Source organism: Nocardioides sp. NBC_00163 (assembly GCF_045206295.1).
Taxonomy (GTDB): Bacteria; Actinomycetota; Actinomycetes; order Propionibacteriales; family Nocardioidaceae; genus Nocardioides.
In genome coordinates, this window is sequence record NZ_CP108155.1 from 2,447,687 (window position 1) to 2,472,844 (window position 25,158).

Here is a 25,158-nt window from a genome sequence, read left to right on the forward strand (position 1 = left end):
CATGGGTGGAAATCGGGGTGCGCGATGAGGGGAGAGTCGAGCGGAAACAGCGTGCTGCGGCGGCTCAACACCACCGCGGTCCTCGAAGGCGTCCGGGCGGCAGGCTCGGCCGGAGCGCGTATCACCGAGCTGGCGGCAGACACCCGGTTGACCCGGCCGACCGTCTCGCAGGCGATCGACGAGCTGTCCTCCGCCGCCGTGGTCGAGCCACTGGCACCATCGGAACCGTCCGGAGCCGGACGGCCCGCCACCCGGTACGTTCTGCGCCGCGGGCTGCTGCCCGTGCTCGGACTGGACATCGGACCTCACCGGGTCGCGGCGTCCATCGTCGACATTCAGGGTGACCCGCTCGCGCACGAGTCGATCGGGGTGCCGCTGGGCGCCGACCCCGCCGCCGTCCGACGTCAGGTCGGCACGCTGGTCGACGGCGTACTAGAGGCTGCGGAGCTGCCAGCCGACCGGATCGGAGCGGTGGTTGCCGGGTCGCCCGGTGTGGTCGGCCCGGAGCTGAGCCGAGTGACGATAGCGCCGTCCGCCCCCGGCATCACCGATGCCGGACTGTTTGCCGACCTCGACCGTCGATTCCCGGCGAGGCTGCTGGTGGAGAACGACGCGAACCTGGCTGCCATCGCGGCCAGCGCCGAGCACCCGGGCCGGACACTGGTCGTGATCCACTGGGGTGAGCGCCTGGGGGCCGGCGTGGTGATCGACGGCGCCCTCCATCGCGGGGCGCACCGCGCGGCCGGCGAGGTCGGCCTGATCCCGGTCTCCGACGAGGGCGTGCAGTTCGACGAGCACGGCCGGGGGCCACTGGAGCATGCCCTCGGCGCTGCGGGAATTGCCGAGCTGGCCAGGGCGGAGGCGTCCCGTCACCCCGGCGGAGCGCTGTCTGCCGACCAGCCCCTGACGGCCCAACAGGTCTTCGCAGCAGCCGCCGAGGGCGACCGGGCCGCCGTCGTGGCCGTGTCCACGGTCGCCAAGAAGATGGTGGAGCGACTGGCCCCGGTCTTTCTGGCGATCGACCCGGACGTCGTGGTCCTCACCGGGGGCATCGCCAATGCCGGCGACTTCCTGATGGACCAGCTGCGCCTGCATCTGCCCCGGTTCACACTGGTCCCACCGGAGCTTGCCCTGCTGGTCCCTGCCGACCGTGCCGTGCTCGCCGGCGCGCTCACGCTGGCGGCGAGCAGAGCCTGGGACGAGCTGATCGCTTCGGTGCAGCCAGGTCACCCCTGGTCGGTCAGCGGGACAGGACCTTCTCGGCCAGCGAGGTGAAGAAGCCGAGCCCGTCCGTGCCGGAGCCGGTGAGGGTCTCCACGGCGTGCTCGGGGTGGGGCATCAGGCCGACGACGTTGCCGGCCTCGTTGGTGATGCCGGCGATGTCGTTGACCGAGCCGTTGGGGTTCACGTCGAGGTAGCGCGCGACGACGCGGCCCTCGCCCTCGAGCCGCTTGATGGTGTCGGCGTCGGCGACGTACTGCCCCTCGCCGTTCTTCAGCGGGACCACGATCTCCTGGTCCTGGGTGAACGCGGAGGTCCAGGCGGTCGAGGCGTTCTCGATGCGCAGCTTCTGGTCGCGGCAGATGAACTTGAGGTGGTCGTTGCGCAGCAGGCCGCCGGGGAGCAGGTGGGACTCGACGAGCATCTGGAAGCCGTTGCAGATCCCGAGCACCGGAAGGCCCTTCTGGGCACCCTCGATGACCTCGGTCATGATCGGCGCGAAGCGGGAGATGGCACCGCAGCGCAGGTAGTCACCGTAGGAGAAGCCGCCCGGCAGGATCACCGCGTCGACGCCCTGCAGGTCGTGGTCGCCGTGCCACAGCGCAACGGCCTCGTTGCCGCCGACACGGACGGCGCGCTGCGCGTCGACGTCGTCGAGCGTGCCCGGGAAGGTGATGACGCCGATCTTCACTTGGCGGGCTCTTCCACGCGCACGACGAAGTTCTCGATCACCGTGTTGGCCAGGAAGGTCTCGGCGAGCTTCTCGATCTGCGCGAGCGCGTCGTCGGTGACCTCGGGGATCTCCAGCTCGAACCGCTTGCCCTGACGGACCTCGGTGACCCCGGTGAACCCGAGCCGCGGCAGGGCGCCGAGTACGGCTTTCCCCTGCGGGTCGAGAATCTCGGGCTTGGGCATGACGTCGACGACAACGCGAGGCATGGCTGCAGTCTAGGTGGGCCATACGCCGCTCACCTAAACCGTTGCCCCCCTCCCTGCCCGGTCTTTACGATCGCTCCTCGTGCGCCATCTGCTGATCGACATCACCCCGTTGCGTACGTCTCCTGCTTTCCGCCGTTTCTTCATCGGGCGGGCGGTGTCGGGGCTGGGTGGGCAGATCTCGGTGGTCGCGGTGATGTACCAGGTCTGGGAGGCGACCCACAGCCCGTTCTGGTCCGGCAGCGTCGCGCTCGCGCAGCTCGTCCCGATGCTCACGATCGGGCTCTGGGGAGGCGCGGTGGCGGACCGCGCGGACCGGCGCTCGATCCTGCTGGTCACCACCCTCACCCAGCTCGTGCTGGCACTGCTGCTGATGGTGCAGGCCCTCTGGCTGGGCACCTCGCCGTCCTCGCTCGGGCCCGTCCTGGTGCTGGTCGCGCTGATGGCCGCCGCGGGCTCGGTCGCCGCCCCCGCGAGCATGGGCGTGATCCCGCGGCTCCTCGCCACCGACCAGGTCGCGGCCGGGCTCGCCCTCAACCGGCTGAGCTTCCAGGGATCGATGCTCCTCGGCCCGGCGATCGGCGGACTGATCATCGGCTACGCCGGCCTCGAGATCGCGTACGCCGTCGACGCGGCCTCCTTCGCCGCCGGGTTCCTCGGGGTCGTCGGCCTCCCGGCTCTCGCGCCCGCGACGAGGTCGAGCGGCGGCGGAGTCCTCGAAGGCCTGCGCTTCGCGGCCACCCAGCCGGTCGTACGCGGCGTGCTCCTCGTCGACCTGGCGGCCACCGTCCTGGCCATGCCGGTGAGCCTGTTTCCGCTGGTCAACGAGGCCCGGTTCGGCGGCGACCCGCGCACCCTCGGGCTGTTCCTGACCGCGATCGCCGTCGGAGGTGTCGCGGCCTCGCTCGTCTCGGGCTCGTTCACCAGACGCAGCCGCCCGGGCCCGATCACGATCGGCGCCGCAGCCGTGTGGGGTGCCAGCCTCGGCGCCGTCGGGCTCGTCACCTCACCGTGGCTGTGCCTCGTCCTGCTCGCCGTCGCCGGCGCCGCCGACTCTGTCAGCGTCGTCACCCGCGGCACCCTGATCCAGCTCGCGGTGCCCGACGATCTGCGCGGCCGCACCGCCGCGATCGAGATGATCGTCGGCGCCGGCGGGCCGGAGGTCGGCAACCTCCGCGGCGGCGCTGTCGCCCAACTCACCTCGGGCTCGTTCGCCCTGGTCAGCGGGGGCATCACCTGCCTGCTCGCTCTGGCCGCCGTCGGCGCCACCTCCCGGCCGATGCTCACCTTCCGTGCAGGAACCACAAACTCGAAGACCACAGCCACCGGGTGACTACCGCCGGACGATTCTGGTTCAGGTCGGCGGCGCACGTCTGGCTCGTCGGGGTTCACCACCCCGTGGAGGCCAGCGGTCCCCAAAGACATGGCCCGCCACGTCCCGATACGCGATGATTCAGTGCTCTTGGAGACTGGAGATCCCGCGATGACCGCACCACACATACTGCTCGACAAACGTGCAGAGCGCCGCAACCATCTTGTGAAGGTCACGCTCGGTGTCGCGCCACTTGCTGCCTTACTGATGGCCCAAGCGCTCGGCGCAGACGGCAAAGCCATCGAGGTCCTGATCACCGTGGCCGTGTCCTGGGCTCTGATCGCGGTCGGGATCGTCCTGGTTATGCCGATGATGACCCGACGCCGGCGCGTCATCGCCGAGCGCATTCTTGCGGCCCATCCCGATGCCGCCGTCGTCACGGGGTTCGCGTCGAAGGGCACCAGGGATCACGCGCGGGCACTGGGAGTGAACCTGGTCGGCCTCAACAACGGTGCGGCGATCGCTCTCGGTGTCCGCCCTGGTCTGATCGAGATCTGGGGAATGGGCGACACGGAGCCGAGATGGGTCCTCGACCGGAGAGCGACAGCTTTCCAGGTGCGGGTCGAACGGCTCCCTCACGCCGAACGCACCCTCCTGGGCATCCGGATCGCCGACGGTCACGCTTCCGTCGAGCTCATCCCAGCCGACCGAGCCGGGCGTATCGCCGCGGTCGAGGCGGCTCTCGACGCGCTCGGCGTGGATCGCAACGATCACATCGGACCGTAGGTCGAAGATCGCAGCCACCGAGTGACTGCGATCTTCGAGCTAGTCACGCAGAGCCCGCCGGACAGTCCGTGCACGAGCGAATCCGGCCCTCCCAACCCCCGAGCCGAAGCAGCTCACCGATGCCGATGGCCGTTCGACACGGGTCACCGAGCACCTGCCCATATGTGAGCCGAACGGTCCGCAACCCACGCGCGACCGCCGCATCCAGATCACGAACATGATCGGCGTCTCGAGCCGCAGCGCTGCCGTGGAAGGAACGGCCGTCGAGTTCCACGACCAGCCCGTACGCCGCATAGGCAACGTCACGCTCAACCGAGAAGCCCCGAATCGAGTCGGCGACCTGGCGCTCACCCGCGGGCAGACCATGGGCGCGCTCGACGCGGCGCAGGTACTCGCGTTCGAGGACCGAGCACGCGCCGGCCTTCAGGTCCTCGAGCAGCTCTGTCAGAAGGCCCCGGTTGGTCAACCGCTTGCGGTAGCCGAGAGCCTGAATCAGGGCCGACGCCGTCGCAGCCTTGGTCTGAACGAGGCCGGCAAGCATCGAGAACGCTTCACCGACATCACTCCCCTCGGCTGCCGCGTCGATCGCAGCCTCGGCGAGCAGCTGCCGGGGCGGGTAGGCGGCCCAGTCGACGTACCCATCGAAACGAGCGCGCCGCCGGACGATCACGCCACGGGGTGCACGCACGGTGCGGTCGAGAGGCACCATCACCTCGATCGGTGCGCGCTCGGGCGGTTTCGGCAGTGCGGATCGACCCGCCAGAGCCGCCGGCCACCACACCAGCACCGCCGCCCAGGCACGCTGACCCCAAGTCGGGTTGCCGGTGTGATTGACGTAGACGCCAGGATAGATCGTGGTGAGCTCGCGCTTGCGTACGAGGCGACGGATGTCGTGATCCTGTGCGTGCAGCTCGCGCAACTGCCATCGCGCGACAACGCCTCCCTGGATCTCATCGCGCAGTCGCACCATGCCGTCATGGTCGAACGGCTGCTTCGCGTCTCCCGAGTGCTCCACGAAACCGTTCTACCCCAGATCGGACCTTCGTAAACTCGAAGATCGCAGCCACCCAGTGACTGCGATCTTCGAGCTACGGCTGCTGCCGGCGTACGAAATCTCTTACTTGAGCTCGCGCTTGAGGATCTTGCCGGTGGCGGTCATCGGGAGGGCGTCGACGATCTCGACGATGCGCGGGTACTTGTAGGCCGCCATCTGCTCCTTGCTCCAGGCGACGATCTCCTCGGAGGTCGCGGAGGCGCCGGGCTTGAGCACGAGGACCGCCTTGATCTCCTCACCGTGGGAGTCATGCGGGACACCGATCACGGCGGCCAGCGAGACCGCCGGGTGGGTCAGCAGGACCTCTTCGATCTCACGCGGGTAGACGTTGAAGCCGCCGCGGATGATGAGCTCCTTGGCGCGGTCGACGATGTAGTACCAGCCGTCCTCGTCGCGTTTGGCGAGGTCACCGGAGCGGAACCAGCCCTCGTCGGTGAGCACCTCGGCGGTGGCCTCGGGGCGGTTGTAGTAGCCCTTGAAGATGTTGTGGCCCTTGATCGCGATCTCGCCGATCGCGTCGGCGGTCCACTCGACGTCGTCCCACGACGCCGGGTCGATCAGGCGCATCTCGACACCCGGGATCGGGACACCGATCGAGCCCGGACGCACCGGCTGGCCGTAGAGCGAGAACGACGCCACCGGCGAGGTCTCGGAGAGGCCGTAGCCCTCGAGGATGGTCACGCCGAAGCGCTTCTCGAACTCCTTGTGGATCTCGACCGGGAGGGCCGAGCCACCGGCGGCGGCGACACGCAGGTTCTTGGCGAGCGTGGCCACGTCGGTGTCCTCGGAGAGGGCACCGAGCAGGCCCCAGTACATCGTCGGCACGCCGGCGAAGAAGGTGACACTCTCCTTGAGCATCGTCGCCAGCGCGGCCGCGGCGTCGAAGCGGGGCAGCAGCACGACGGTGCCACCGAAGGCGATCGCGCCGTTCTGCACCACGGTCTGGCCGAAGGCGTGGAAGAGGGGCAGCACGGCGAGATAGGTGTCGGGCTGCTCGGCCGAGGCACCGAAGAGGTCGGCGCCGGCCAGCGCGTTGTCGCGCATGTTGCGGTGACGCAGCTCGGCGCCCTTGGGCTGCCCGGTGGTGCCGGAGGTGTAGAGGATGACCGCGGTGTCGTCCTCGTCGGTGGCCACGGTCTCGAAGGTCGGCGGCTGGGTCCCAATGCCCTGGCCGAGCGTGGTCACGCCCTCGATCGGCGACGCGGCGGTCGGGTCGGCGGTGATCAGGAAGAGGTTCTCGACCCCGGCCTCCTGCGCGCCGGCGTGCGCCTCGGCGCCGATGGCGAGCTCCGGGGTGCCCTCGAAGGCGAAGAGGGCCTTCGCGTCGGAGTCCTTGAGGTGGTAGGCCACCTCGCGCCCCTTGAGCAGCACGTTGAGCGGCACGACGGTGGCGCCAGCCTTGAGGATGCCGAAGTAGACCATCGTGAAGTAGGGCAGGTTCGGGCTCATCAGAGCGACCCGGTCACCAGCACCGATGCCCTTGCTCGCCAGCAGGTTCGCGACCTGGTTGGCGGCACCGTTGATCTGGGCGTAGTTCAGACGGATGTCTCCCAGCACGATCGCGGTGCGCTCGGGATAGTTCGCCGCGGAGTCTTCGAGCAGCGAAGCGAGGTTGTACGTGGACACATGGCCTCCAGTGGTGTGCGTGTTACGCGTCACAACCTACCCGTGCGTAGCTTCTCGCGGAACACGGTCTCGGTTTTTACTGCGACACGTGTCCCTGAAACTTTGCCTGGCGTTCTATCAGAAGCGGTGGCCGGTGAGCTTCTCGTACGCCTCGACGTACTTCGCCCGCGTGCGCGCGACGATCTCCTCGGGCAGCTCCGGCGGCGGACCACCGGCGGCGCGGTCCCAGCCGGACTCGGGCGAGAGCAGCCAGCGCCGGATCACGTCCTTGTCGAAGCTGGGGATCGCGGCGCCGGGGTGCCACTGGCTCGCGTCCCAGTAGCGGGAGGAGTCCGGGGTGAGCACCTCGTCGGCGAGCACGATGGTGCGGATGCCCAGGTCGTCCTGGCGTACGCCGAACTCGAACTTCGTGTCGGCCAGGATGAGGCCACAGCCGCGGGCGATCTCGTCGGCGCGCTGGTAGACCGCCAGCGTCAGCCGGCGCACCGCGGCGGCGTCGTCCTCGCCGATCAGCTTGGAGATGTATTCGTAGGTGACGTTCTCGTCGTGGTCGCCGAGCTCCGCCTTCGTGGCCGGGGTGAAGATCGGCGGGGTGAGCCGGGAGCCGTCGACCAGACCGGCCGGCAGCCGGATGCCGCAGACCTCGCCGGTGGCCTCGTACTCGCGCAGACCCGACCCGGTCAGGTAGCCGCGCGCAACGCACTCGACGGGCAGCATGTGGAGCTTCTGGGCGACCACCGCCCGACCTTCGACGGCCGCAGGGACGTCGGTCGAGAGCACATGGGTCGGCACCAGGTCCTCGAACTGCTCGAACCACCACAGCGACAGCCGGGTGAGGACCTCGCCCTTGTCCGGGATGACCGTGTCGAAGACGTGGTCGAAGGCCGAGATGCGGTCGCTGGCGACCATCAGGAGCTGACCGGCGTACGGACCCTCCTCCAGCTCGTAGAGGTCGCGCACCTTGCCGGAGTGGAGGTGCTTCGCGCCCGGGATCGCCGGCGCCGGCGGGATGTTGAGTTCAGCCACGGGATCAGCCTAAGAGATAGTCCTCCTGAACCGTTTCTCGCTTAAGTAGACTGTTTCGAGCGATTTAAGCGGAAGGGCCGCCCATGGAGCGACGACCACAGCCAGACTTCTTGATCATCGGGGCACCGAAAGCAGGGACCACGGCACTGCACTCGGCACTGGCGAGGCACCCGCAGGTGTTCGCCACGACACCGAAGGAGCCGAAGTACTGGCTCTGCGACGACGCTCCGCCGCCGCACTGGCGCGGCCCCGGGGACAAGCACTCCCAGCAGGAGTGGGTCTGGCGGCGTACGGACTACGACCGACTCTTCGCCGCCGCCCCCGAGCACGCGATCAGGGGCGAGAGCACGCCGTTCTACCTCTACTCCACCAGCGCCCAGCGGCGGATCGCCCAGGAGCTCCCGGACGTGAAGCTGATCGCCGTCGTGCGTGACCCGATCGACCGCGCCTACTCCAACTGGATGCATCTGTGGTGCGACGGGCTGGAGCCCGTCGCCGACTTCCCCACGGCGTTCCGGCTCCAGGACCGGCGCGCCCACGACGGCTGGGCACCGTTCTGGCGCTACCGCGATCTCGGGCTCTACGGCCGGCAGCTCGACCACCTCTACGGGCTGGTCGGCGAGGATCGCGTGCTGGTGGTGCGCTACCGCGACATCGTCGACGAGCCCGCCGCGACCGTCGACCGCGCCTGCCGCTTCCTCGGCATCGAGCAGGGCCATGTCGGTCACATCCCGAAGGACAACAGCAGGACGTACGTCGAACCCGGCTGGCGCCCGAAGGTGCTCGGGCCCGTGATCAGGGGCGGTGCCTGGCTCGCCCAGTTCGCGCCGCCGGAGGTCTGGCGCAGGAGCTACCCGCCGTTGCTGCGCCAGCTGGCAGGACCGGGCGACCACCACCGGCCCCGGCTGACCCCGGAGCAGCGCGAGCAGCTGCTGCCCGCCTTCGCCGAGGACATCGAGCTGCTCATCAAGGTGAGCGGGCAGGACTTCTCCGACTGGCTCTCCACCTCGAGCCGGGGATCGTTCCAGGAGCGCGCGAGACTCGCGGAGAGCCTCAGCGAACCAGCGTGATCAGGTCGTGGGCGCCGTCCTCACGGGCGGCTTCCACGTAGTAGCGGATCCGGCCGTCGGGCAGCGCCACCGCGCTGGCGTAGCGGAAGGCGCCGTCGGAGTGGGGGCTGGCGACCGGGGCCGCATCGGGGTCGGCGACCAGACGGGTGCCGTCCCAGCGGGCGACGCCGGTGGTCTCGTACCAGTTGGACGCGGCGTCGGCGCGGCCGTCATAGAGGACGACGAGCGGGTCGTGGGAGACGACCGTGGTGACCCGGGCCCCGCGGGCGTCCCACCGGCCCGGACGTCCGGCGAGGACCTCGCCGTCGTCGTGCCACTCCAGGCCGTCGGTCGAGGTGAGATAGCGGGTCGTCATCCGGTCCTCGTGGCCGGGCTCGGTGAGCGGGTGGCAGCACAGCCACATCTGCCAGGTCTGGGTCACCGGGTCGATCGCGATCACCGGGTCCTTGACCGCGACGGTGTCGCTGCCGGGGTGGACAACCTGGCGGTTTCCCTCAGGGAGCCCGGCTACGGTGTCGGCGGTGAGGCTGTCGACCCACCAGTGCTTGGAGTCCCAGGTGGCGCAGGAGAGGTAGAGCCGCCAGCCGCCCTCGGGCAACGGCACCAGCACCGGCCGCTCCAGCGACTCGCAGCCGAACTGGTCGCGGTGGACCTCGGTCACCGTCTCGAACCGCACCCCGTCGGTCGAGCGAGCCACGCTGACCGTCACCCCGCGCCCGTCCGAGAGCGGCCGCCGGTTGCGCCAGGTCAGCCAGAAGACCCCGTCGACCAGGACCGCGCTCGACGCACCGGCCCAGTTGCCCGGACCCTCGCCCGGCGCCGGGATCACGAGCTCGGCGCCGTCGTAGGACGGGAGGGACGGAAGCACACCGGTGGTCATAGAGTCATCTTAGTCAAGTCACTCACTCGCCTAAGGATCCACGCCGCGGCGCCACTTGATGTAACACGTCGTTCGTAGGACTACTCGCCCTATCGGAACGACCGGTTAGTCCTACGAACAGCGTGTTACATCTCCGCCCGCTGTGGCATCGTTCGAGCCATGGCCGAGACAGCTGATCACATCTACGCCCGCGTCCAGGCCGGCGGCGACCTGCCCGCTCCGAGGGTGACCGAGTGGGACGTCTTCCCGTGGGTCGTACGCGACGGCGAGATCGCCCCCAAGCCGCTCGCTCCCCCGGCTCCCGAGGAGCCACGCAGCGGCGAGGACGGGGTGGACTGCAACCTGTGCGGCACCGACCTGCCGGGCGTGATCTGGCAGGACGAGAGCTGGCGGGTGAAGCACCTGGCGCAGTCCGGGCTGCCGCTGGTGCTGATCCTCGAGCCGCTCGAGCACTACGACCTGCCCGATCTCGACGAGCACCAGGCGGCCGAGTTCGGGGTTCTCACGGTGCGGCTCGCCAGGATCGTGGAGAGCCTGCCAAACATCGCCCGTTGCCACGCGATGCGGATCGGCGACGGTGCCGAGCACCTGCACATGTGGTTCCTGGCCCGCCCGAAGGACCTGCTCTCCGTACGCGGCAGCTTCTCGCCCGACTGGGACGACATCCTCCCACCCGGCCCCGAGGAGATCTGGCGCGCCGACCTCGCCGAGGTCGCCCGCAAGCTCGCCACCCACGGCGGCGAGGCGCTGGTCTGATGGACCTGACCGACGAGGCAGACGTACGCCGCCTGCTGGACGTGATCGAGCAGGAGATCGTCCCGCTGACCCGTGCCGGCGTGGAAGCGGGCAACAAGATCTTCGGCGCCGCGATCGTGCGCCGCGCGGACCTCTCGACGGTGGTCGCCGAGACCAACAACGAGACCGAGAACCCGCTGTGGCACGGCGAGATCCATGCCATCAAGCGCTTCTTCGAGCTGCCGGCCGCGGACCGGCCGGCTCCCGCCGACTGCCTGCTGCTGGCGACCCACGAGCCGTGCTCGCTGTGCCTGTCGGGGATCGCCTGGTCAGGGTTCCCCGAGTTCGCCTATCTCTTCAGCCACCAGGACTCGGCCGACTCCTTCGCGATCCCCTACGACCTGGCGATCCTGAAGGGCGTCTACGCCGTCCCCGATCCCGACCGCGACGAGGTCGCTCCGGGGCGCGACCTCTACAACCGCACCAATGCCTACTTCGTCAGCACCGGGCTCGCCCCGCTCGCCGACCCCGACCAGCTCGCCCGGATCACCCGGACCTACGACGAGCTCTCGGCGACGTACCAGGAGAGGAAGGGTGGCGGCGCGATCGCGCACCCCTGACCAGGGCCCTGTCAGTCCCCGCTGCGCCAGCGCAGCAACCCGGCCACTGCTGAGAGCACCGCGACGACGGCGCCGTAGACATAGGTCGTGGTCGTGAGACCGATCTGCGGCGTCAGCAGCCCGGCGATGACCGCCGGGATGCCGAAGGCGAGGTAGGACACGATGAAGATCACCGCGAAGACCTCCGCCCGCTCGTGCGCCGGAAGGAGCGGCATGATCGAGCGCAGGATGCCGAAGAAGGCGGTCCCGAAGCCCGAGCCCGCGACGACCACGGCGACGAGGTACGCCGCCGCCGAGCCGGTCGGGAGCGCGAGCAGGCTCAGCACCGTGCCGCCGGCCAGCGCGGCCGTGCCGTAGAGCGTCGTCGCCCGGGCCGAGCGGTTCCGGAAGAGGTACGCCGCCACCGCCCCGGACCCGGCGAGGGCACCGATCGCGAGCCCCTGGAGGACATGGCTGCTGGCGCCCAGCTCGGTGCGTACGATCGCGGCACCGAGGGAGAGGAAGAGCCCACCGGTCGCCCAGCCGGCGAAGATCGCCGGGGCGCTGCGGCTGAGCAGGCCCCGAATGGCCGGCGGGACGGCGATCCGCGGACGCAGCGATGCGAGCAGGCCTTCGTGACGGGGCGCGGTCTCGGGGACCAGCCACACGCCGACCGCGAGGAGGAGGGAGAGCACGACGAGGGCGTCGAACACGATGAGCTGCGCGTCCGCCGCCACCTGCAGGACCACGCCGGCGACGATGGCGCCGATCGCCAGTCCGACCATCGGAGCGACGGCGTTGACCACCGCCGCGGAGCCCGGCCGCGAGGGCCGCTCGAAGTCTGCGATGGCGGCCGAGAGCGTCGAGAGCAGCAGGCCGCTCGCGACCCCCTGCAGGATCCGCGCCTCGAAGAGGACGGCGGCGGTCTCGGCGCCCTGGAAGAGCGCGAAGCTGGCCGCCAGCAGGAGGAACCCGATGGTCACCACCGGACGCCGGCCGACGTGGTCGGAGACCGAGCCGAAGACGAGCAGGGTGCCCAGCAGAGCGACGGCATAGACGGCGAAGACAGCCGTCATCACCCACGGCTCGAGCCCCAGGCCCACCTGGAGGTCGGGATAGAAGGGCGAGGGCGCGCTGGCCCCGGCCATCATCAGCACCACCGCCCCGAGGGCCACCCCCGCGCCGAGTCGCCGCCCGACGACGGCGTCCGTCGTCGTACCGCTCACTACGTCTGCCGACATCACCACTCCATCCATCGTTCGAATTTTTTCGAACCTTTTATGGAGAGTACGTGCCTTCCGCTGACTGTGCAACTATTATCGAACCATGAGTTCTTCCCCGGACCTCCCGCATCCCGAGCGGTCGGAGATCTCGCTGACGACCGTGCTCTTCGCGCTCAGCGACCCCGAGCGCCTGGCGATCGCCCGCCAACTGGTCGACGGACCTCTCGACATGGCGGAGTGCCACCTGAGCAACCCGGACGTGCCGAAGTCGACCAAGTCGCACCTGATGAAGGTGCTGCGTACGTCGGGCGTGGTCCGCAACGAGGCCAACGGCCGCGCCCGGCGCCTCTCGCTGCGCCGCGAGGACCTCGACGCGCGGTTCCCCGGGCTCCTCGACTCGGTGCTCTCCGCCGAGGACGGTCCGAAGGCCTAACCTCGGCGCCAGGGCGCCGCGCGGCCGTGCAGGAACCACTCCATGTTGCGGGTGATCCACGGCAGTCCGAAGTACGTCATGAACGGCAGCGTCACGACCATCACCCCGAGCACCTTCAGGGGCAGCGCCCACTCCGCGACCAGCGGCCCGAGCAGCCAGTTGGCGAGCAGGCTGACCGGGTAGAACATCAGGAAGATCGTGATCGTCTGCTTCCACCGCGGCGGGGCCGTCGCGACCCCGGAGACCTGCTCGACGTCGTACGTGCTCGGCGGGTCGAACCAGCCCTCGATGCCGGTACGCCGCTCGATCCGGGTCTCCTCGACGAACGGCTCCCCCGCACCCAGCCACCAGCCGCGCTGTCGGCTGTTGTCCCAGCTGCCCAGGGTCTCGTGGGAGTCGAAGCGGTAGAGCAGGTGCCACTGGTCGGAGTCCGGTGACGGCCGCACCCAGCCCGCGCCTAGGAAGCCGGGGAACTCGCTGGCCAGCCGGATCCCTGCCTGCATCCAGGCGACCATCTCGTCGCGGCGCTCCACGGAGACTCGACGGGCGATGGTCACGGTTACCGGCTCGGACATGCCGTCCATCGTCGCAGGGACGTACGCCGCCTCCCCAGCCGTCGCATACGTTTGCGGCATGACTGTGGTGAAGATCAATGCAATCCAGGTTCCGGCCGAGGCGGGCGCGGAGCTCGAGAAGCGGTTCGCGGCGCGAGCCGGGGCGGTCGAGAAGTCGCCGGGGTTCCTCGGCTTCCAGCTGCTGCGCCCGGTCGCCGGCGACGACCGCTACTTCGTCGTCACCCACTGGGACTCCGAGGAGTCCTTCGCGGCCTGGCGCGACGGGGATGCCCGGGCCGCGCACGCGACCCCGCCGGGCGAGGCGCCCCGCAAGCCCGTTGCCACCGGAGCCGACCTGCTGGAGTTCGAGGTAGTCCTGGACGTCAAGCCGGCGTGACGTCGGAGACGCCGGGGATGCTGACGCCTCCTCGGCCCACCAGCGCCTGCTCACCCTGCTGAACGACCTTGTAGAAGTTCTCGCTCCGCCCGCGCAGCAACGGCGTGGGCCCGAGGAGCGAGAGGCGGCCGTGGGCGAGGCGGCTGGCGGTGCGTACGGCCCGCCACCTCCTCTCGGCAGCCGCCGACCACGGGATGCCGTAGTGCTCGCGGACGACCGCCTGGAGGCTGCCCTGGACGACGGTCCGGAGCGTCTCGGAGGTCGGCGGCCCGCCCGGGAGGTGGTAGCCGGCGGTGCCGGCGATGTGGCGGCCGACCAGGCGCGCCTCGTCCACGAGATACGGCTCGTCCGAGGCGAGCCAGGCGTCGAAGCGGCGGCGGAAGTCGGGATAGGAGGCGGGCGCGGCCGAGGCCGGCATGCCGAAGAGACCGGCCCAGGTCACGAACCCGTCGAAGAGCTCCTCGCGCTCGTCCGGGCGGAGCGGGCGGACCAGGGCGTCGTACATGAACTCGACCGAGTCGAGCGCGAACGCCGCCGTCCACCACATCAGCCCGGGGTCGGCGGCCGAGTAGGGCGACCCCGCGGGATGCGCGGGGCCGCCGGGGACCTCCATCGTCCCCGCGACGGGCACGTGCCGCCTCGCAGTGAAGGCGAGCGCCCGGTCGGCCTCCTCCTTGGTGCCGAGGAAGACCGTCTCCATCAGCCGAGCGGTCACCGCGAGCCGCGTGTAGGGCGTCGCCCGGTGCACCGTGTGCTGCGCGGTGCCGACGAAGAGCCGTGGGTGCAGGCCGCCGATCACCAGGGCCCGCTGTCCCCAGCTCAGCCCGACGACCCGCTGACGCATGGCACGGACGACCATCGAGTCGGCGGCGAAGTACCCGGGCACACCGACAGTCTGACACCGCGCCGCGGCCGGCCGCGAGGGTTCAGGCGGGCTCGAGGGCGGGGACGACGTACTCCCTCGTCAGCGGGGCGAAGTCGGCTCCGTCGGTGATCTCGGCGAGCGTCGCCCAGCGCAGCTCCGCGATCTCGGCGGCGGCGTCCGGGGCGACCTCGCCGGCCCAGGTGAAGACCGTCGAGCGCACCAGGTGGCCCGGCTCGTTGGCGGCGTCCGCCTCGAACTCGCCGAGCAGCGCCAGGTCCTCGACCCGAAGCCGTACGCCGAGCTCCTCCGCCACCTCGCGGACGGCCGCCTCCGCGGCCGACTCCCCCGGCTCCAGCTTTCCGCCGGGGAGCATGAACTTCGCGGTGCCGTTCTTGCGGACGGTCAGCATCCGCCCGTCACCGTCACGGAAGACGACGGCCGCGACGGTGATGACCAGCCCAGGGTTCGGGCTCAGAGGATCTCTCCCGGCACGTAGGCGGCGGCCTCGGGATGGCGGGCGGTGACGGCCTCCACCCGGCGTACGACCTCCTGGACCTGCGCGACGGCGGCACCGGTGAACTCGATCGGCTCGGCGACCAGCGACTGGATCTGGTCCTCGGTCAGACCGAGACGGGAATCGGCGCCCAGCTTGGCGAAGACGTCGTTCTCGGCCTGGCCCTTGCGCATCGAGAGCGCGGTGCCGACAGCGGCCTCCTTGATCGCCTCGTGCGCCTCCTCGCGGCCGACACCGTTGCGGACGGCGGCCATCAGCACCTTGGTGGTCGCCAGGAACGGCAGGTAGCGGTCGAGCTCGCGCTGGATGACGGCCGGGAAGGCGCCGAACTCGTCGAGCACTGTCAGGAAGGTCTGGAAGAGGCCGTCGGCGGCGAAGAACGCGTCCGGGAGCGCTACGCGACGCACGACCGAGTCGGAGACGTCGCCCTCGTTCCACTGGTCGCCGGCCAGCTCGGAGATCATCGAGAGGTAGCCGCGGAGCACCACCGAGAGGCCGTTGACCCGCTCGGTGGAGCGCGAGTTCATCTTGTGAGGCATCGCGGAGGAGCCGACCTGGCCCTCCTTGAAACCCTCGGTGACCAGCTCGTTGCCGGCCATCAGCCGGATCGTGGTCGAGAGGTTGGAGGGGCCGGAGACCAGCTGGACCAGCGCCGAGACGGCGTCGAAGTCGAGGGAGCGCGGGTAGACCTGGCCGACGCTGGTGAAGACGTTCTCGAAGCCGAGGTGGGCCGCGACCCGCTCCTCGAGCGCGGCCAGCTTGTCGGCGTCACCGTCGAGCAGATCGAGCATGTCCTGCGCCGTGCCCATCGGACCCTTGATCCCGCGCAGCGGGTAGCGGGCGATGAGCTCCTCGACCCGCTGGAGCCCGACCAGCATCTCGTCGGCGACGGTCGCGAACCGCTTGCCGAGCGTCGTCGCCTGGGCAGCGACGTTGTGCGAACGGCCGGCCATGACGGTGGTCTCGTGCTCGGCCGCGAGCCGCGCCAGGCGGGCCAGCGTCGCGACGGCACGGTCGCGGATCACCTTCAGCGAAGAGAGCACCTGGAGCTGCTCGACGTTCTCGGTGAGGTCCCGCGAGGTCATGCCCTTGTGGATGTGCTCGTGACCGGCCAGCGCGGCGAACTCCTCGATCCGCGCCTTCACGTCGTGGCGGGTCACCCGCTCGCGCGCGGCGATCGAGTCGAGGTCGACGTCATCTACGACCTTCTCGTACGCCTCCACGACCCCGTCGGGGACGTCGATGCCGAGATCCTTCTGGGCCTTGAGCACCGCGATCCAGAGCTGACGCTCCAGGACGATCTTGTGCTCGGGACTCCAGATCCCGGCGAGGTCGGCCGCGGAATAGCGGTTGGCGAGAACGTTGGGCACCACAGTCACGGCGGACATTCTCCCATGCTCCGTGCCCACCCCCACTAACGTGGCGGTATGGCCCTGCGGATCCTCGCCAGCCGGCCCGATCCGGCGATCTACACCCTGCCCTGGTCATTTCCCCTGGAGGACTGGCCGGATGATGTCGTGGTGCCGCTGGCCCGCGGGCTGAGTCGTCATGTCGTACGCATCGTGCGGGTGCGCAACAACATCTACGCGGTCAAGGAGACCCAGGCCGACGTCGCCCGGCGGGAATACAACATGCTGCGCGAGCTGCAGCGCCTCGGCCTGCCGACCGTGGTCGCCAAGAGCGTCGTCACGGGTCGCAAGGACCGCGACGGCAACGACCTCGACGCCGCACTGATGACCGAGCACCTCACCTATTCGCTCCCCTACCGCGCCCTGTTCGAGCGGGGCCTGGCCGCCGACCGGCTCCCCAGCCTGATCGACGCCCTCGTCGTCCTGCTCGTACGCCTCCACCTGGCCGGTTTCTACTGGGGCGACGTGTCCTTGTCGAACGTCCTGTTCGTGCGCGACGCGAACGGGTTCGCGGCCTACCTGGTCGACGCCGAGACCGGGGAGCTGAAGCCTGAGCTCTCCGACCGGCTGCGGGAGTACGACCTCGAGGTCGCCTACCAGAACATCTACGGCGAGCTGCTCGACCTGCAGGCGAGCGAGTCCCTGCCCGAGGCCTTCCCGATCGACGCGATCGTCGAGCGGCTGCAGAGCCGCTACGACGCTCTGTGGCGCGAGCTCACCGAGGAGCAGGTCTTCTCCGCCGAGGAGATGTGGCACATCGAGCAGCGCATCGAGCGCCTCCACGACCTCGGCTTCGACGTCGAGGAGCTCGACATCACCACCAGCGAGGACGGCGACACCGTCGCCCTCCGCCCGCGGGTGGTCGAGCTCGGCCACCACCGCCGCGAGCTGCGTACGCTGACCGGGCTGGACGTCCAGGACGCCCAGGCACGGCGGATCCTCAACGACATCTCCGCCTTCCGCGCCACCCGCGACCTCGGAGACCGGCCGATCGAGGTCGCGGCGAGCCGCTGGCTGCGCGAGGTCTACGAGCCCATCGTCGCGATGCGTCCGCCCGGCGCCGCCGCCAAGCTGACCCCGGCGCAGATGTTCCACGAGATCCTCGAGCACCGCTGGGTGCTCTCCCAGTTCGCCGGCGAGTGGGTCAAGCTCATCAATGCCGCCGAGTCCTACTACGAGGACGTCATCCAGCACCGGCCCGACGAGGCCGTCACCCCGCCCGGCGAGGAGTGAGCCGGGCCCGTCATAAGGTGGCCACGTGAAGATCCTCGTCGTCGGCACCGGTGGTCGTGAGCACGCGCTCGCTCTGAAGCTCTCCCAGGAAGGGAACGAGGTGTACGCCGCGCCCGGGAACCCCGGGATCGCGGAGTTCGCCACGCTCCGGGACGTGGACATCATGTCCGGTCCCGCGATCGCCTCCCTGGCCGGCGAGCTGGGCGCCGATCTGGTCGTCGTCGGGCCCGAGGCGCCGCTGGTGGCCGGGGTGGCCGACGCGGTTCGTGAGGCGGGGATCCCGGTCTTCGGGCCGTCGGAGGCTGCCGCGCAGCTCGAGGGTTCGAAGGCGTTCTCCAAGGACGTGATGTCGGTGGCCGGCGTGCCGACCGCGGGATCACGCGTGGCGACCACCCCCGAGGAGGCTGCCGCCGCGCTGGACGAGTTCGGCGCTCCGTACGTCGTCAAGGACGATGCTCTCGCCGCGGGCAAGGGTGTCGTCGTGACGCGTGACCGCGAGGAGGCGCTGGCCCACGCGGCCGCGTGCGAGCGGGTCGTCATCGAGGAGTTCCTCGACGGCCCCGAGGTCTCGCTGTTCGCGATCTGCGACGGGACGCGGGCCCACGCGCTGCAGCCGGCACAGGACTTCAAGCGGATCTTCGACGGCGGCAAGGGCGGCAACACGGGTGGAATGGGTGCATACTCGCCGCTGCCGTGGGCGCAGCCGGACCTGGCCGACGTCGTGCTGACGACCGTCGTCCAGCCGACCCTGGTCGAGATGGAGAAGCGCGGCGCTCCCTTCGTCGGGTGCCTCTACGTCGGGCTCTCGCTGACCGCCAAGGGTCCGAAGGTGATCGAGTTCAACTGCCGCTTCGGCGATCCCGACGTCCAGCCGGTCCTCGCCCTTCTGGAGTCCTCCCTCGGCGACCTGCTCCTCGCGGCGGCCACGGGTGCGCTGGACACCGTCGAGGCGCCGACCTTCTCCGACGGTGCCTCGGTGACCGTCGTGCTGGCCTCGGCCGGCTACCCGGAGTCGTCCTCGAAGGGCGACGTCATCACCGGCGCCGGCAACGCCAACTCGATCAACGACGTGGACGTGATCCACGCCGGCACGGCGATCGTCGACGCCTCCACTCCCGAGGAGCCCGACCACCGCCACCTGGTCACCGCGGGAGGCCGGGTGCTGGCGGTCCGCGCGAAGGGCTACGACATCGACGACGCGCGCTCGCGGGCGTACGCAGCCGCCGACCTGATCAGCTTCGACGGTCTCCAGCGACGCTCCGACATCGCGGCCGAGCCGCTCGGTGTCGTCGAGGGCGCCTCGCTGCTTTGAGCATCGGCGTACCCTGCCGAACATGACCTGGGTCGTGTTCGGCGTCGCAGTCGTTGTCGTGCTCGGCCTGATCATCGCGGCCTGCCACAAGGCCCTGCGCTCCTCGCGCCGCGGCGTCTCCGCCGGGATCGGCGACGGTCTCGGCAACTTCATCGACGTCTTCGACCCGGGCAACGCCCGCGCCGCGCGCGACCTCGAGGACCAGGACAACGTCGGTCACGTGGTCCCCTCGCCCGACGGCGACGACCCGCCCTACGGGGTCGACCTGAAGGCCGGACGCGTCACCATCCGCCGTTCGGTGACCTGACCTCTCACGCCGCGGCTGGCACTCCCAGCGCCAGCAGGTCCCGAGCCACCCGCTCCGGCTCATCACGCAGTTCGCGGGCTGTGCACCTGACGATGATGCGGTCGGTTGCTGCCAAGGCACGTTGCCTTGCCAGGTCGTCCTCCCAGTGCTCGGCCTCCATGTGGAAGCCGCCGTCCACCTCGAGCACTAGAGTGCGTCCGTCCGGGAGCTGCCACTCGCAGTCGGTGTAGCGGGTCCGTCCGTCGGCATCTCTGCGCTTCACCTGGCGCGTGGGTTTCGCCAAGCCGAAGCTCCGGCACATGCGTTTGACGTCCATCTCCGCCAGCGACTGAGCGCCTCCCCCGATGTCCTCGATCGCCCGCCGCAACGTCGCGGCGCGTCTCAGCGGAGCCAGCCTCTCCAGCCACTCGAGCAGATCCTCAGGGCTGGTCAGCTGTTGCTGGACCACGGCCGCGAGCACCCCCTGAGCCGTCCGCTCTGACCGATCGGCGGCCGCGAAGAGGAGAACCGCCGGCTCGATGCGACACCGAGGCGGTGAACCCACCTCACGCAGCGATCGCCGGATCCTGACAAAGCGAACGTCGGAGAGCGGGCTGGGCCGCCCACGTGCGTACGGAACGAGGACCGTGACCTCGTCCCGGTGCCAGTTCTTCAGGCCGGCGAGCGTCGCAGCCGTGAGTCCTCCGGCCATCGCACCGTCACCGGCGTGCAGGACCGCATGCCAGATCCGCTGCTCGTCACTGAGCTCCCCGGTCGTCGTCGCGATCACGGTCGGCGACAACAGCTGCCACCGCTCCGACTCGATCCTGTGCGCCACGCTCCAACGGGTCATACCCGCCTCGGCCAACTGCGCGCGAGTGATCAGTCCACCCTGCTCATCAGCAACGCCTCGCCAGCGTCCAACTCCGCTCCCCATGGCTGCTACCCCAACCCACCCGGCCACGCCGGGCAACAGCAATAGGTGGAGGTTGTGGATAACCACGAGTTGTGAAGCTGAGAGTGACCTATAGGCCACTCTCAGCTTCACAACGTCAGGTCAGCGAGTTGATGATGACGGTCTCGTCGCGGGCCGGGCCGACGCCGATGACCGACATCGGGGCGCCGGAGATCTCCTCGACGTACTTCACGTACGCCTGAGCATTGGCCGGGAGGTCGGCGAACGACCGCGCGCCCGAGATGTCTTCCTTCCAGCCCGGCAGCATCTCGAAGATGGGCTTGGCGTGGTGGAAGTCGGACTGGTTGACGGGCATCTCGTCATGGCGGACACCGTCGACGTCGTACGCCACGCACACCGGGATCTCCTCGAGTCCGTCGAGCACGTCGAGCTTGGTCAGGACGAAGTCGGTGACGCCGTTGACGCGGGCGGCGTAGCGGGCGATGACCGCGTCGTACCAACCACAGCGGCGAGGGCGTCCGGTGGTCGTGCCGAACTCGTGGCCGTTGTCACGCAGGTAGTCGCCCGATGCGTCGAAGAGCTCGGTCGGGAACGGCCCCTCGCCCACGCGGGTGGTGTAGGCCTTCACGATCGCGACGACGCGGTCGATCCGGGTCGGCGGAATCCCGGAGCCGGTGCAGGCGCCGCCCGAGGTGGCGTTGGAGGAGGTCACGAAGGGGTAGGTGCCGTGGTCGACGTCGAGCAGGGTCGCCTGGCCGCCCTCGAGAAGCACGGTCTCGCCCCGGTCGAGCGCCTGGTTGAGCAGCAGGCCGGTGTCGCAGACCATCGGCGCGATCCGGTCCGCGTAGGACAGCAGATCCTCGACGACCGCGTCGACGGTGAAGCCACGACGGTTGTAGACCTTCGAGAGCAGCTGGTTCTTCAGCTCCAGGGCGCCCTCGACCTTGCCGCGCAGGATCGACTCGTCGAAGAGGTCCTGGACGCGGATGCCGATGCGGTTGACCTTGTCGGCGTAGGTCGGGCCGATCCCGCGGCCGGTGGTGCCGATCTTGCGCGAGCCGAGGAAGCGCTCGGTGACCTTGTCGAGCTGGCGGTTGTAGTCGGCGATGACGTGGGCGCTGGCGGACAGCTTCAGCTTGGAGATGTCGACGCCGCGCGCCTCCAGACCGGTCAGCTCCTCGAAGAGGACCGCGAGGTCGACGACCACGCCGTTGCCGATCACCGGCGTCACGCCGGCGGTCAGGATGCCGCTGGGCAGCAGGTGGAGGGCGTACTTCTCGCTCTGCCCGTCTTCCTGGCGAATGACGACGGTGTGGCCGGCGTTGTTGCCGCCGTTGAACTTGACGACGTAGTCGACGTGCTCACCGAGCAGGTCGGTCGCCTTGCCCTTGCCTTCGTCGCCCCATTGGGCACCGATGATCGTGATCGCGGGCATGTGTGTCGCTCCTTCGCTCCGGACGGAGTCCCTCCGGGCGTGCCCGGCTGCTCAACGCACCAATATCTCGTGTGTGTTGGATCCATCTACAAATGCAAAAAACCCTGGCAAGACCAGGGCTCTTGCGACCACACGCTAGCAAATTCAGGCGCGTACGTCACAGCCAGGCTCGCCGGGCGGCCTCCACACCCGCCTCGAACCGTGAGGTCGCACCGAGCTCCTCGAGCAGTTCGGCGACCCGTCGCCGGACCGTACGCAGCGAGACCCCCAGCCTCCGGGCGATCTGCTCGTCCTGGGCTCCGCTGGCCAGCTCGGCGAGCAAGAGGCGGCGCTCGGCGCTCGGCAGGTCCTCGAGCTCGGCCGCCGGGAGGGCGCGGCGCCACAGCTCCTCGAAGTAGCTGGTCACCACCTCGACGATGCCCCGCTGGCGTACGTTGATCATCGGCTGCTCCACCGGGCCGAGCGGGTCGGGGAACATCGCGTGCGTGCTGCCGACCACCATCAGGTGGGTGCCGACGCGCGGCAGGATTCGGACCTCCTCACCGATTTCGATCCGCATCCGCAGCACGTCGGGCGCCTGCTTCAGGGCTGCCACCGGGTAGATCCCACGACACCGGCGACCCGACTTGATCGTGGACTCGATGACCGAGATGAACCGCATCTCCGAGGGGTGGACGGTCACCGCCGGGCGCAGCCACATCATGTCGCCCGAGGTGGTCGAGACCAGCCGCTCGAAGGTCTCCGGCGTGAACTCGGTCGCGATCACCTCGCCCTCGATCGGGTGCTCCTCGCCGATCTGGGCCGGAAGCCGCGCGGCGGTGCCTGCGACGTACGGGACCGACTGGGAGATCTTCAGCAGATGGTCGTGGGCGTCCTGGGCCCTGGTCGCGGCCCGCTCCAGCATGTGGGCGACCACCGCTGTCGGGCTGAGCACGGTCAACGTCTCACCGCAGCTGATGACTCCGCTCTCGACCAGGGGCGCGGCCTCCTCCTTCAGCTCCTCCTCGGAGGTGGACAGCGTCGCCGCCACCACCATGCACGGCCACCCGGTGAGCGGAAGGAGGCGGCTGTAGAGCTGCGCCGCGCCCGGGTCGAACCCGAGCGCGGTCATCAACGTCTCCGACCGGCCGCTCTCCATACCCGGCACTTTAGTCTCACCAACCGCTGGTCGAGCCCCGCGAGCGCCAGCGAGCGGGTGTCGAGACCAACACAGTCGCGTACGAGCCGTGTTGGTCTCGACACGGATTCGCTCGTTCCTCGCGAATCCGGCTCGACCAGCGAGAGGCCGGTCAGGCCTCCGGCTTGAGCAGCGGGAAGAGGATCGTTTCGCGGATCCCGGCACCGGTGAAGAGCATGATCGCCCGGTCCAGGCCGAGCCCGAGACCACCCATCGGCGGGGCGCCGTACTCCAGCGCCCGCAGGAAGTCCTCGTCGAGCTGCATCGCCTCGGGGTCACCGCCGGCGGCGAGGAGGGACTGGGCGGTGAGGACCTCGCGCTGCACGACCGGGTCGATCAGCTCGGTGAACCCGGTGCCGCGCTCGACACCGCCGATGATCAGGTCCCAGGCGAGGACCTTGCCCGGCTCCTCGTCGTTGATCCGCGCCAGCGGCTGGGCGATCGCCGGGAAGTCGCACAGGAAGGTCGGCTGGATCAGGTGGGGCTCCACCAGCTCGCCGCACAGCTCCATGACGATCTTGGCCGCGTCCCAGGCCGGGTCGAGCTCGACGTCGTGCTTGTCGGCGAGCGCCTTGAGCGTGTCGACGTCGGTGTCGGGGGTGACCTCGACACCGACGGCCTCGGAGACGCCCTCGTAGACCGGCAGCCACTTCCACTCGCCGTCGAGGTCGATGACGCCGGCGTCCGTCTCCACCTGGCGCGAGCCCACCGCGTCGGCGGCGGCGAGGTACATCTGCCGCATCTCCTCGGCGATCGTGAACTGGTCGCCGTAGGCCTGGTAGGCCTCGATCATCGTGAACTCGGGGCTGTGCGTGGAGTCGACGCCCTCGTTGCGGAAGATCCGGCCGATCTCGTAGACCTTGTCGACGCCGCCGACGACCGCCTTCTTGAGGTTGAGCTCGAGCGCGATGCGCAGGGTCATCGGCTGGTCGAACGCGTTCATGTGGGTGTTGAACGGCCGCGCGTGCGCACCACCGTGGATGAGCTGCAGGACCGGCGTCTCGACCTCGAGGTAGCCGTCGTCCTCGAGACGGCGGCGGATCGCCTGGGTGATCTTCGCGCGCGTACGCACCATGTCGCGCGCCTCCTGGCGCACGATCAGGTCGGCGTAACGCTGCCGGACCCGGGCCTCCTCGGAGAGGTCCTTGTGGAGCACCGGCAGCGGCCGTAGCGCCTTGGACGCCATCTCCCAGCTCGAAGCCATGATGGAGAGCTCGCCGCGCCGCGAGGAGATCACCCGGCCGGTCACGGCGACGTGGTCACCGAGGTCGACCAGGCTCTTCCACTCCGCGAGCGACTCCTCCCCCACCTCGGCGAGCGAGAGCATCACCTGGAGCCGGGTGCCGATGCCCTCCTGCAGCGTCGCGAACGCGAGCTTGCCGGTGTTGCGGACGAACATGACCCGACCGGCAACGGTGACCACGTCCTGGGTCTCCTCGCCGGCCTCGAGCTTGTCCTCGTAGGCCTCGCGCACCTCGGCGAGCGTGTGCGTGCGGCCGACCCCGATGGCGTACGCCTTCTTGCCCTCGGCCAGCAGGCGCTCGCGCTTCTCGCGCCGAACGATCATCTGCTCGTTCAGGTCAGGCCCATCACTGGGCTCAGCGGGCGCGTTGGTCGTCTGCTCAGTCACGGGTCAAGGCTAGGCGAAATCGCTGGTCCGACGCGATTCGGTATTCACCCCAGAAGCGTGTCGTACGCCGTCGGGCTGCTGTCGCGCAGGAACTCGCTGCAGCGCTCCCACTCCTCGGTCTCGCCGATCGCCTTGGCCTGCTCGGCGAGCAGGGCGAGGCTGGTCAGGAAGCCGCGGTTGGGCTCGTGCTCCCACGGCACCGGGCCGTGGCCCTTCCAGCCGTTGCGGCGCAGCATGTCGAGCGAGCGGTGGTAGCCGACGCGGGCGTAGGCGTAGATGGTCACGTCCTCCGCGCCGGCCTCCTTGGCGGCCGTGGCGAGAGCGGCCCAGGCAGAGGGCGAGGCCGGGTGGCGGCGTACGACCTCGGCGGGGTCGGTGCCGGCGGCGAGCTCGTCGGTCGCGGGGTCGGCGGGGAGGTGGGTCGGCGGCGGTCCGGCCATCAGGTCCTGGTGGGTCATACGCACCATTGTGCCCGCAGCCACCGACCGTCTTTCCCCGGGCAGACCGATCAGGGAGATGTCGGCGCGCG

General features: G+C 69.7%; 27 protein-coding genes. 11 read left to right on the forward strand and 16 right to left on the reverse strand.

The window, feature by feature from the left end; all coding sequences use genetic code 11:
• Positions 1-24 precede the first annotated feature (24 nt).
• A complete protein-coding gene (locus OG801_RS11795; RefSeq protein ID WP_355019625.1) occupies positions 25-1,275 on the forward strand; it encodes an ROK family protein in 1,251 nt (416 codons plus the stop codon).
• Here the strand turns inward: OG801_RS11795 and purQ are convergent.
• Entirely contained in the window at positions 1,241-1,912 is a 672-nt protein-coding gene (gene purQ / locus OG801_RS11800; RefSeq protein ID WP_355019626.1) for a phosphoribosylformylglycinamidine synthase subunit PurQ, read from the reverse strand. The genes OG801_RS11795 and purQ overlap by 35 nt on opposite strands.
• Positions 1,909-2,160 (reverse strand): phosphoribosylformylglycinamidine synthase subunit PurS, encoded by a 252-nt coding sequence (gene purS / locus OG801_RS11805; protein ID WP_179659934.1) that lies wholly within the window; start codon positions 2,158-2,160, stop codon positions 1,909-1,911. The genes purQ and purS overlap by 4 nt, the downstream gene beginning before the upstream one ends.
• A gap of 79 nt (positions 2,161-2,239) precedes the next feature.
• Between purS and OG801_RS11810 the strand changes: the two genes are divergently transcribed.
• Positions 2,240-3,490: an MFS transporter gene (locus OG801_RS11810; protein WP_406035837.1), complete on the forward strand. Its 1,251-nt coding sequence runs from the start codon at positions 2,240-2,242 to the stop codon at positions 3,488-3,490.
• Positions 3,491-3,640: 150 nt separating this feature from the next.
• A complete protein-coding gene (locus tag OG801_RS11815; RefSeq protein WP_406035838.1) occupies positions 3,641-4,255 on the forward strand; it encodes a hypothetical protein in 615 nt (204 codons plus the stop codon).
• A gap of 43 nt (positions 4,256-4,298) precedes the next feature.
• Here the strand turns inward: OG801_RS11815 and OG801_RS11820 are convergent, their stop codons facing one another.
• The 3 genes from OG801_RS11820 to OG801_RS11830 all read right to left on the reverse strand — a co-directional run bounded on the left by OG801_RS11820 (position 4,299) and on the right by OG801_RS11830 (position 7,961).
• Positions 4,299-5,270: a hypothetical protein gene (locus tag OG801_RS11820; RefSeq protein WP_406035839.1), complete on the reverse strand. Its 972-nt coding sequence runs from the start codon at positions 5,268-5,270 to the stop codon at positions 4,299-4,301.
• A 102-nt stretch (positions 5,271-5,372) separates the two neighbouring features.
• The gene (locus OG801_RS11825) at positions 5,373-6,935 is read right to left on the reverse strand and encodes a long-chain-fatty-acid--CoA ligase (RefSeq protein ID WP_406035840.1); all 1,563 of its coding nucleotides are present in this window, start codon (positions 6,933-6,935) and stop codon (positions 5,373-5,375) included.
• A 117-nt stretch (positions 6,936-7,052) separates the two neighbouring features.
• Entirely contained in the window at positions 7,053-7,961 is a 909-nt protein-coding gene (locus OG801_RS11830; RefSeq protein WP_406035841.1) for a phosphoribosylaminoimidazolesuccinocarboxamide synthase, read from the reverse strand.
• Between the two features lie 83 nt (positions 7,962-8,044).
• Here OG801_RS11830 and OG801_RS11835 point away from each other — a divergent pair, with 83 nt between their 5' ends.
• On the forward strand, positions 8,045-9,031 hold the full coding sequence (locus OG801_RS11835) for a sulfotransferase family protein (protein WP_406035842.1): 987 nt from the start codon (positions 8,045-8,047) through the stop codon (positions 9,029-9,031).
• Here the strand turns inward: OG801_RS11835 and OG801_RS11840 are convergent.
• On the reverse strand, positions 9,015-9,911 hold the full coding sequence (locus tag OG801_RS11840) for a hypothetical protein (RefSeq protein ID WP_406035843.1): 897 nt from the start codon (positions 9,909-9,911) through the stop codon (positions 9,015-9,017). The two genes, OG801_RS11835 and OG801_RS11840, sit on opposite strands and share 17 nt — an antisense overlap.
• Before the next feature lie 159 nt (positions 9,912-10,070).
• On the opposite strand from OG801_RS11840, the gene OG801_RS11845 reads away from it, so the two are divergent.
• Both OG801_RS11845 and OG801_RS11850 read left to right on the forward strand, forming a co-directional pair.
• Positions 10,071-10,667 carry a hypothetical protein gene (locus OG801_RS11845; protein ID WP_406035844.1) on the forward strand — a complete coding sequence of 199 codons (597 nt, stop codon included), beginning with the start codon at positions 10,071-10,073 and terminating at the stop codon, positions 10,665-10,667.
• The gene (locus OG801_RS11850; RefSeq protein ID WP_406035845.1) at positions 10,667-11,266 is read left to right on the forward strand and encodes a nucleoside deaminase; all 600 of its coding nucleotides are present in this window, start codon (positions 10,667-10,669) and stop codon (positions 11,264-11,266) included. The genes OG801_RS11845 and OG801_RS11850 overlap by 1 nt, the downstream gene beginning before the upstream one ends.
• Positions 11,267-11,277: 11 nt before the next feature.
• Here the strand turns inward: OG801_RS11850 and OG801_RS11855 are convergent, their stop codons facing one another.
• Positions 11,278-12,486, reverse strand: a complete 1,209-nt coding sequence (locus OG801_RS11855) for an MFS transporter (protein WP_406035846.1) — start codon at positions 12,484-12,486, stop codon at positions 11,278-11,280.
• Positions 12,487-12,571: 85 nt separating this feature from the next.
• Between OG801_RS11855 and OG801_RS11860 the strand changes: the two genes are divergently transcribed.
• Positions 12,572-12,901, forward strand: coding sequence for an ArsR/SmtB family transcription factor (locus OG801_RS11860; protein WP_406035847.1), 330 nt, complete (start codon positions 12,572-12,574; stop codon positions 12,899-12,901).
• Here the strand turns inward: OG801_RS11860 and OG801_RS11865 are convergent.
• Positions 12,898-13,476, reverse strand: a complete 579-nt coding sequence (locus tag OG801_RS11865) for an antibiotic biosynthesis monooxygenase (RefSeq protein WP_406035848.1) — start codon at positions 13,474-13,476, stop codon at positions 12,898-12,900. The two genes, OG801_RS11860 and OG801_RS11865, sit on opposite strands and share 4 nt — an antisense overlap.
• A 58-nt stretch (positions 13,477-13,534) precedes the next feature.
• Between OG801_RS11865 and OG801_RS11870 the strand changes: the two genes are divergently transcribed.
• On the forward strand, positions 13,535-13,852 hold the full coding sequence (locus OG801_RS11870; RefSeq protein WP_406035849.1) for an antibiotic biosynthesis monooxygenase family protein: 318 nt from the start codon (positions 13,535-13,537) through the stop codon (positions 13,850-13,852).
• Here OG801_RS11870 and OG801_RS11875 read toward each other — a convergent pair.
• From OG801_RS11875 to purB, 3 genes are all read right to left on the reverse strand, one after another.
• Positions 13,839-14,738, reverse strand: coding sequence for an oxygenase MpaB family protein (locus OG801_RS11875; RefSeq protein ID WP_406035850.1), 900 nt, complete (start codon positions 14,736-14,738; stop codon positions 13,839-13,841). The genes OG801_RS11870 and OG801_RS11875 overlap by 14 nt on opposite strands.
• A gap of 40 nt (positions 14,739-14,778) precedes the next feature.
• Entirely contained in the window at positions 14,779-15,126 is a 348-nt protein-coding gene (locus OG801_RS11880) for an NUDIX domain-containing protein (RefSeq protein WP_406035851.1), read from the reverse strand.
• A 62-nt stretch (positions 15,127-15,188) separates the two neighbouring features.
• On the reverse strand, positions 15,189-16,619 hold the full coding sequence (purB, locus tag OG801_RS11885) for an adenylosuccinate lyase (RefSeq protein WP_406035852.1): 1,431 nt from the start codon (positions 16,617-16,619) through the stop codon (positions 15,189-15,191).
• A gap of 39 nt (positions 16,620-16,658) precedes the next feature.
• On the opposite strand from purB, the gene OG801_RS11890 reads away from it, so the two are divergent.
• The 3 genes from OG801_RS11890 to OG801_RS11900 are packed head-to-tail and all read left to right on the forward strand — an operon-like array spanning position 16,659 to position 19,492.
• A complete protein-coding gene (locus OG801_RS11890) occupies positions 16,659-17,873 on the forward strand; it encodes a DUF4032 domain-containing protein (RefSeq protein ID WP_406035853.1) in 1,215 nt (404 codons plus the stop codon).
• Between the two features lie 25 nt (positions 17,874-17,898).
• Positions 17,899-19,185: a phosphoribosylamine--glycine ligase gene (gene purD / locus OG801_RS11895; RefSeq protein ID WP_406035854.1), complete on the forward strand. Its 1,287-nt coding sequence runs from the start codon at positions 17,899-17,901 to the stop codon at positions 19,183-19,185.
• A 22-nt stretch (positions 19,186-19,207) separates the two neighbouring features.
• The gene (locus tag OG801_RS11900) at positions 19,208-19,492 is read left to right on the forward strand and encodes a hypothetical protein (protein WP_406035855.1); all 285 of its coding nucleotides are present in this window, start codon (positions 19,208-19,210) and stop codon (positions 19,490-19,492) included.
• Between the two features lie 4 nt (positions 19,493-19,496).
• On the opposite strand, the gene OG801_RS11905 is transcribed toward OG801_RS11900, so the two are convergent.
• From OG801_RS11905 to OG801_RS11925, 5 genes are all read right to left on the reverse strand, one after another.
• Complete coding sequence (locus OG801_RS11905; RefSeq protein ID WP_406035856.1) at positions 19,497-20,324, reverse strand: hypothetical protein; 828 nt, start codon at positions 20,322-20,324, stop codon at positions 19,497-19,499.
• Between the two features lie 199 nt (positions 20,325-20,523).
• Positions 20,524-21,822, reverse strand: a complete 1,299-nt coding sequence (locus OG801_RS11910) for an adenylosuccinate synthase (RefSeq protein WP_406035857.1) — start codon at positions 21,820-21,822, stop codon at positions 20,524-20,526.
• Positions 21,823-21,979: 157 nt separating this feature from the next.
• Entirely contained in the window at positions 21,980-22,960 is a 981-nt protein-coding gene (locus tag OG801_RS11915; RefSeq protein WP_406035858.1) for a helix-turn-helix domain-containing protein, read from the reverse strand.
• A gap of 151 nt (positions 22,961-23,111) precedes the next feature.
• A complete protein-coding gene (gene lysS, locus OG801_RS11920) occupies positions 23,112-24,566 on the reverse strand; it encodes a lysine--tRNA ligase (protein ID WP_406036269.1) in 1,455 nt (484 codons plus the stop codon).
• 107 nt (positions 24,567-24,673) lie between these two features.
• Complete coding sequence (locus tag OG801_RS11925; RefSeq protein WP_350844192.1) at positions 24,674-25,087, reverse strand: DUF3151 domain-containing protein; 414 nt, start codon at positions 25,085-25,087, stop codon at positions 24,674-24,676.
• Between the last annotated feature and the right edge of the window lie 71 nt (positions 25,088-25,158).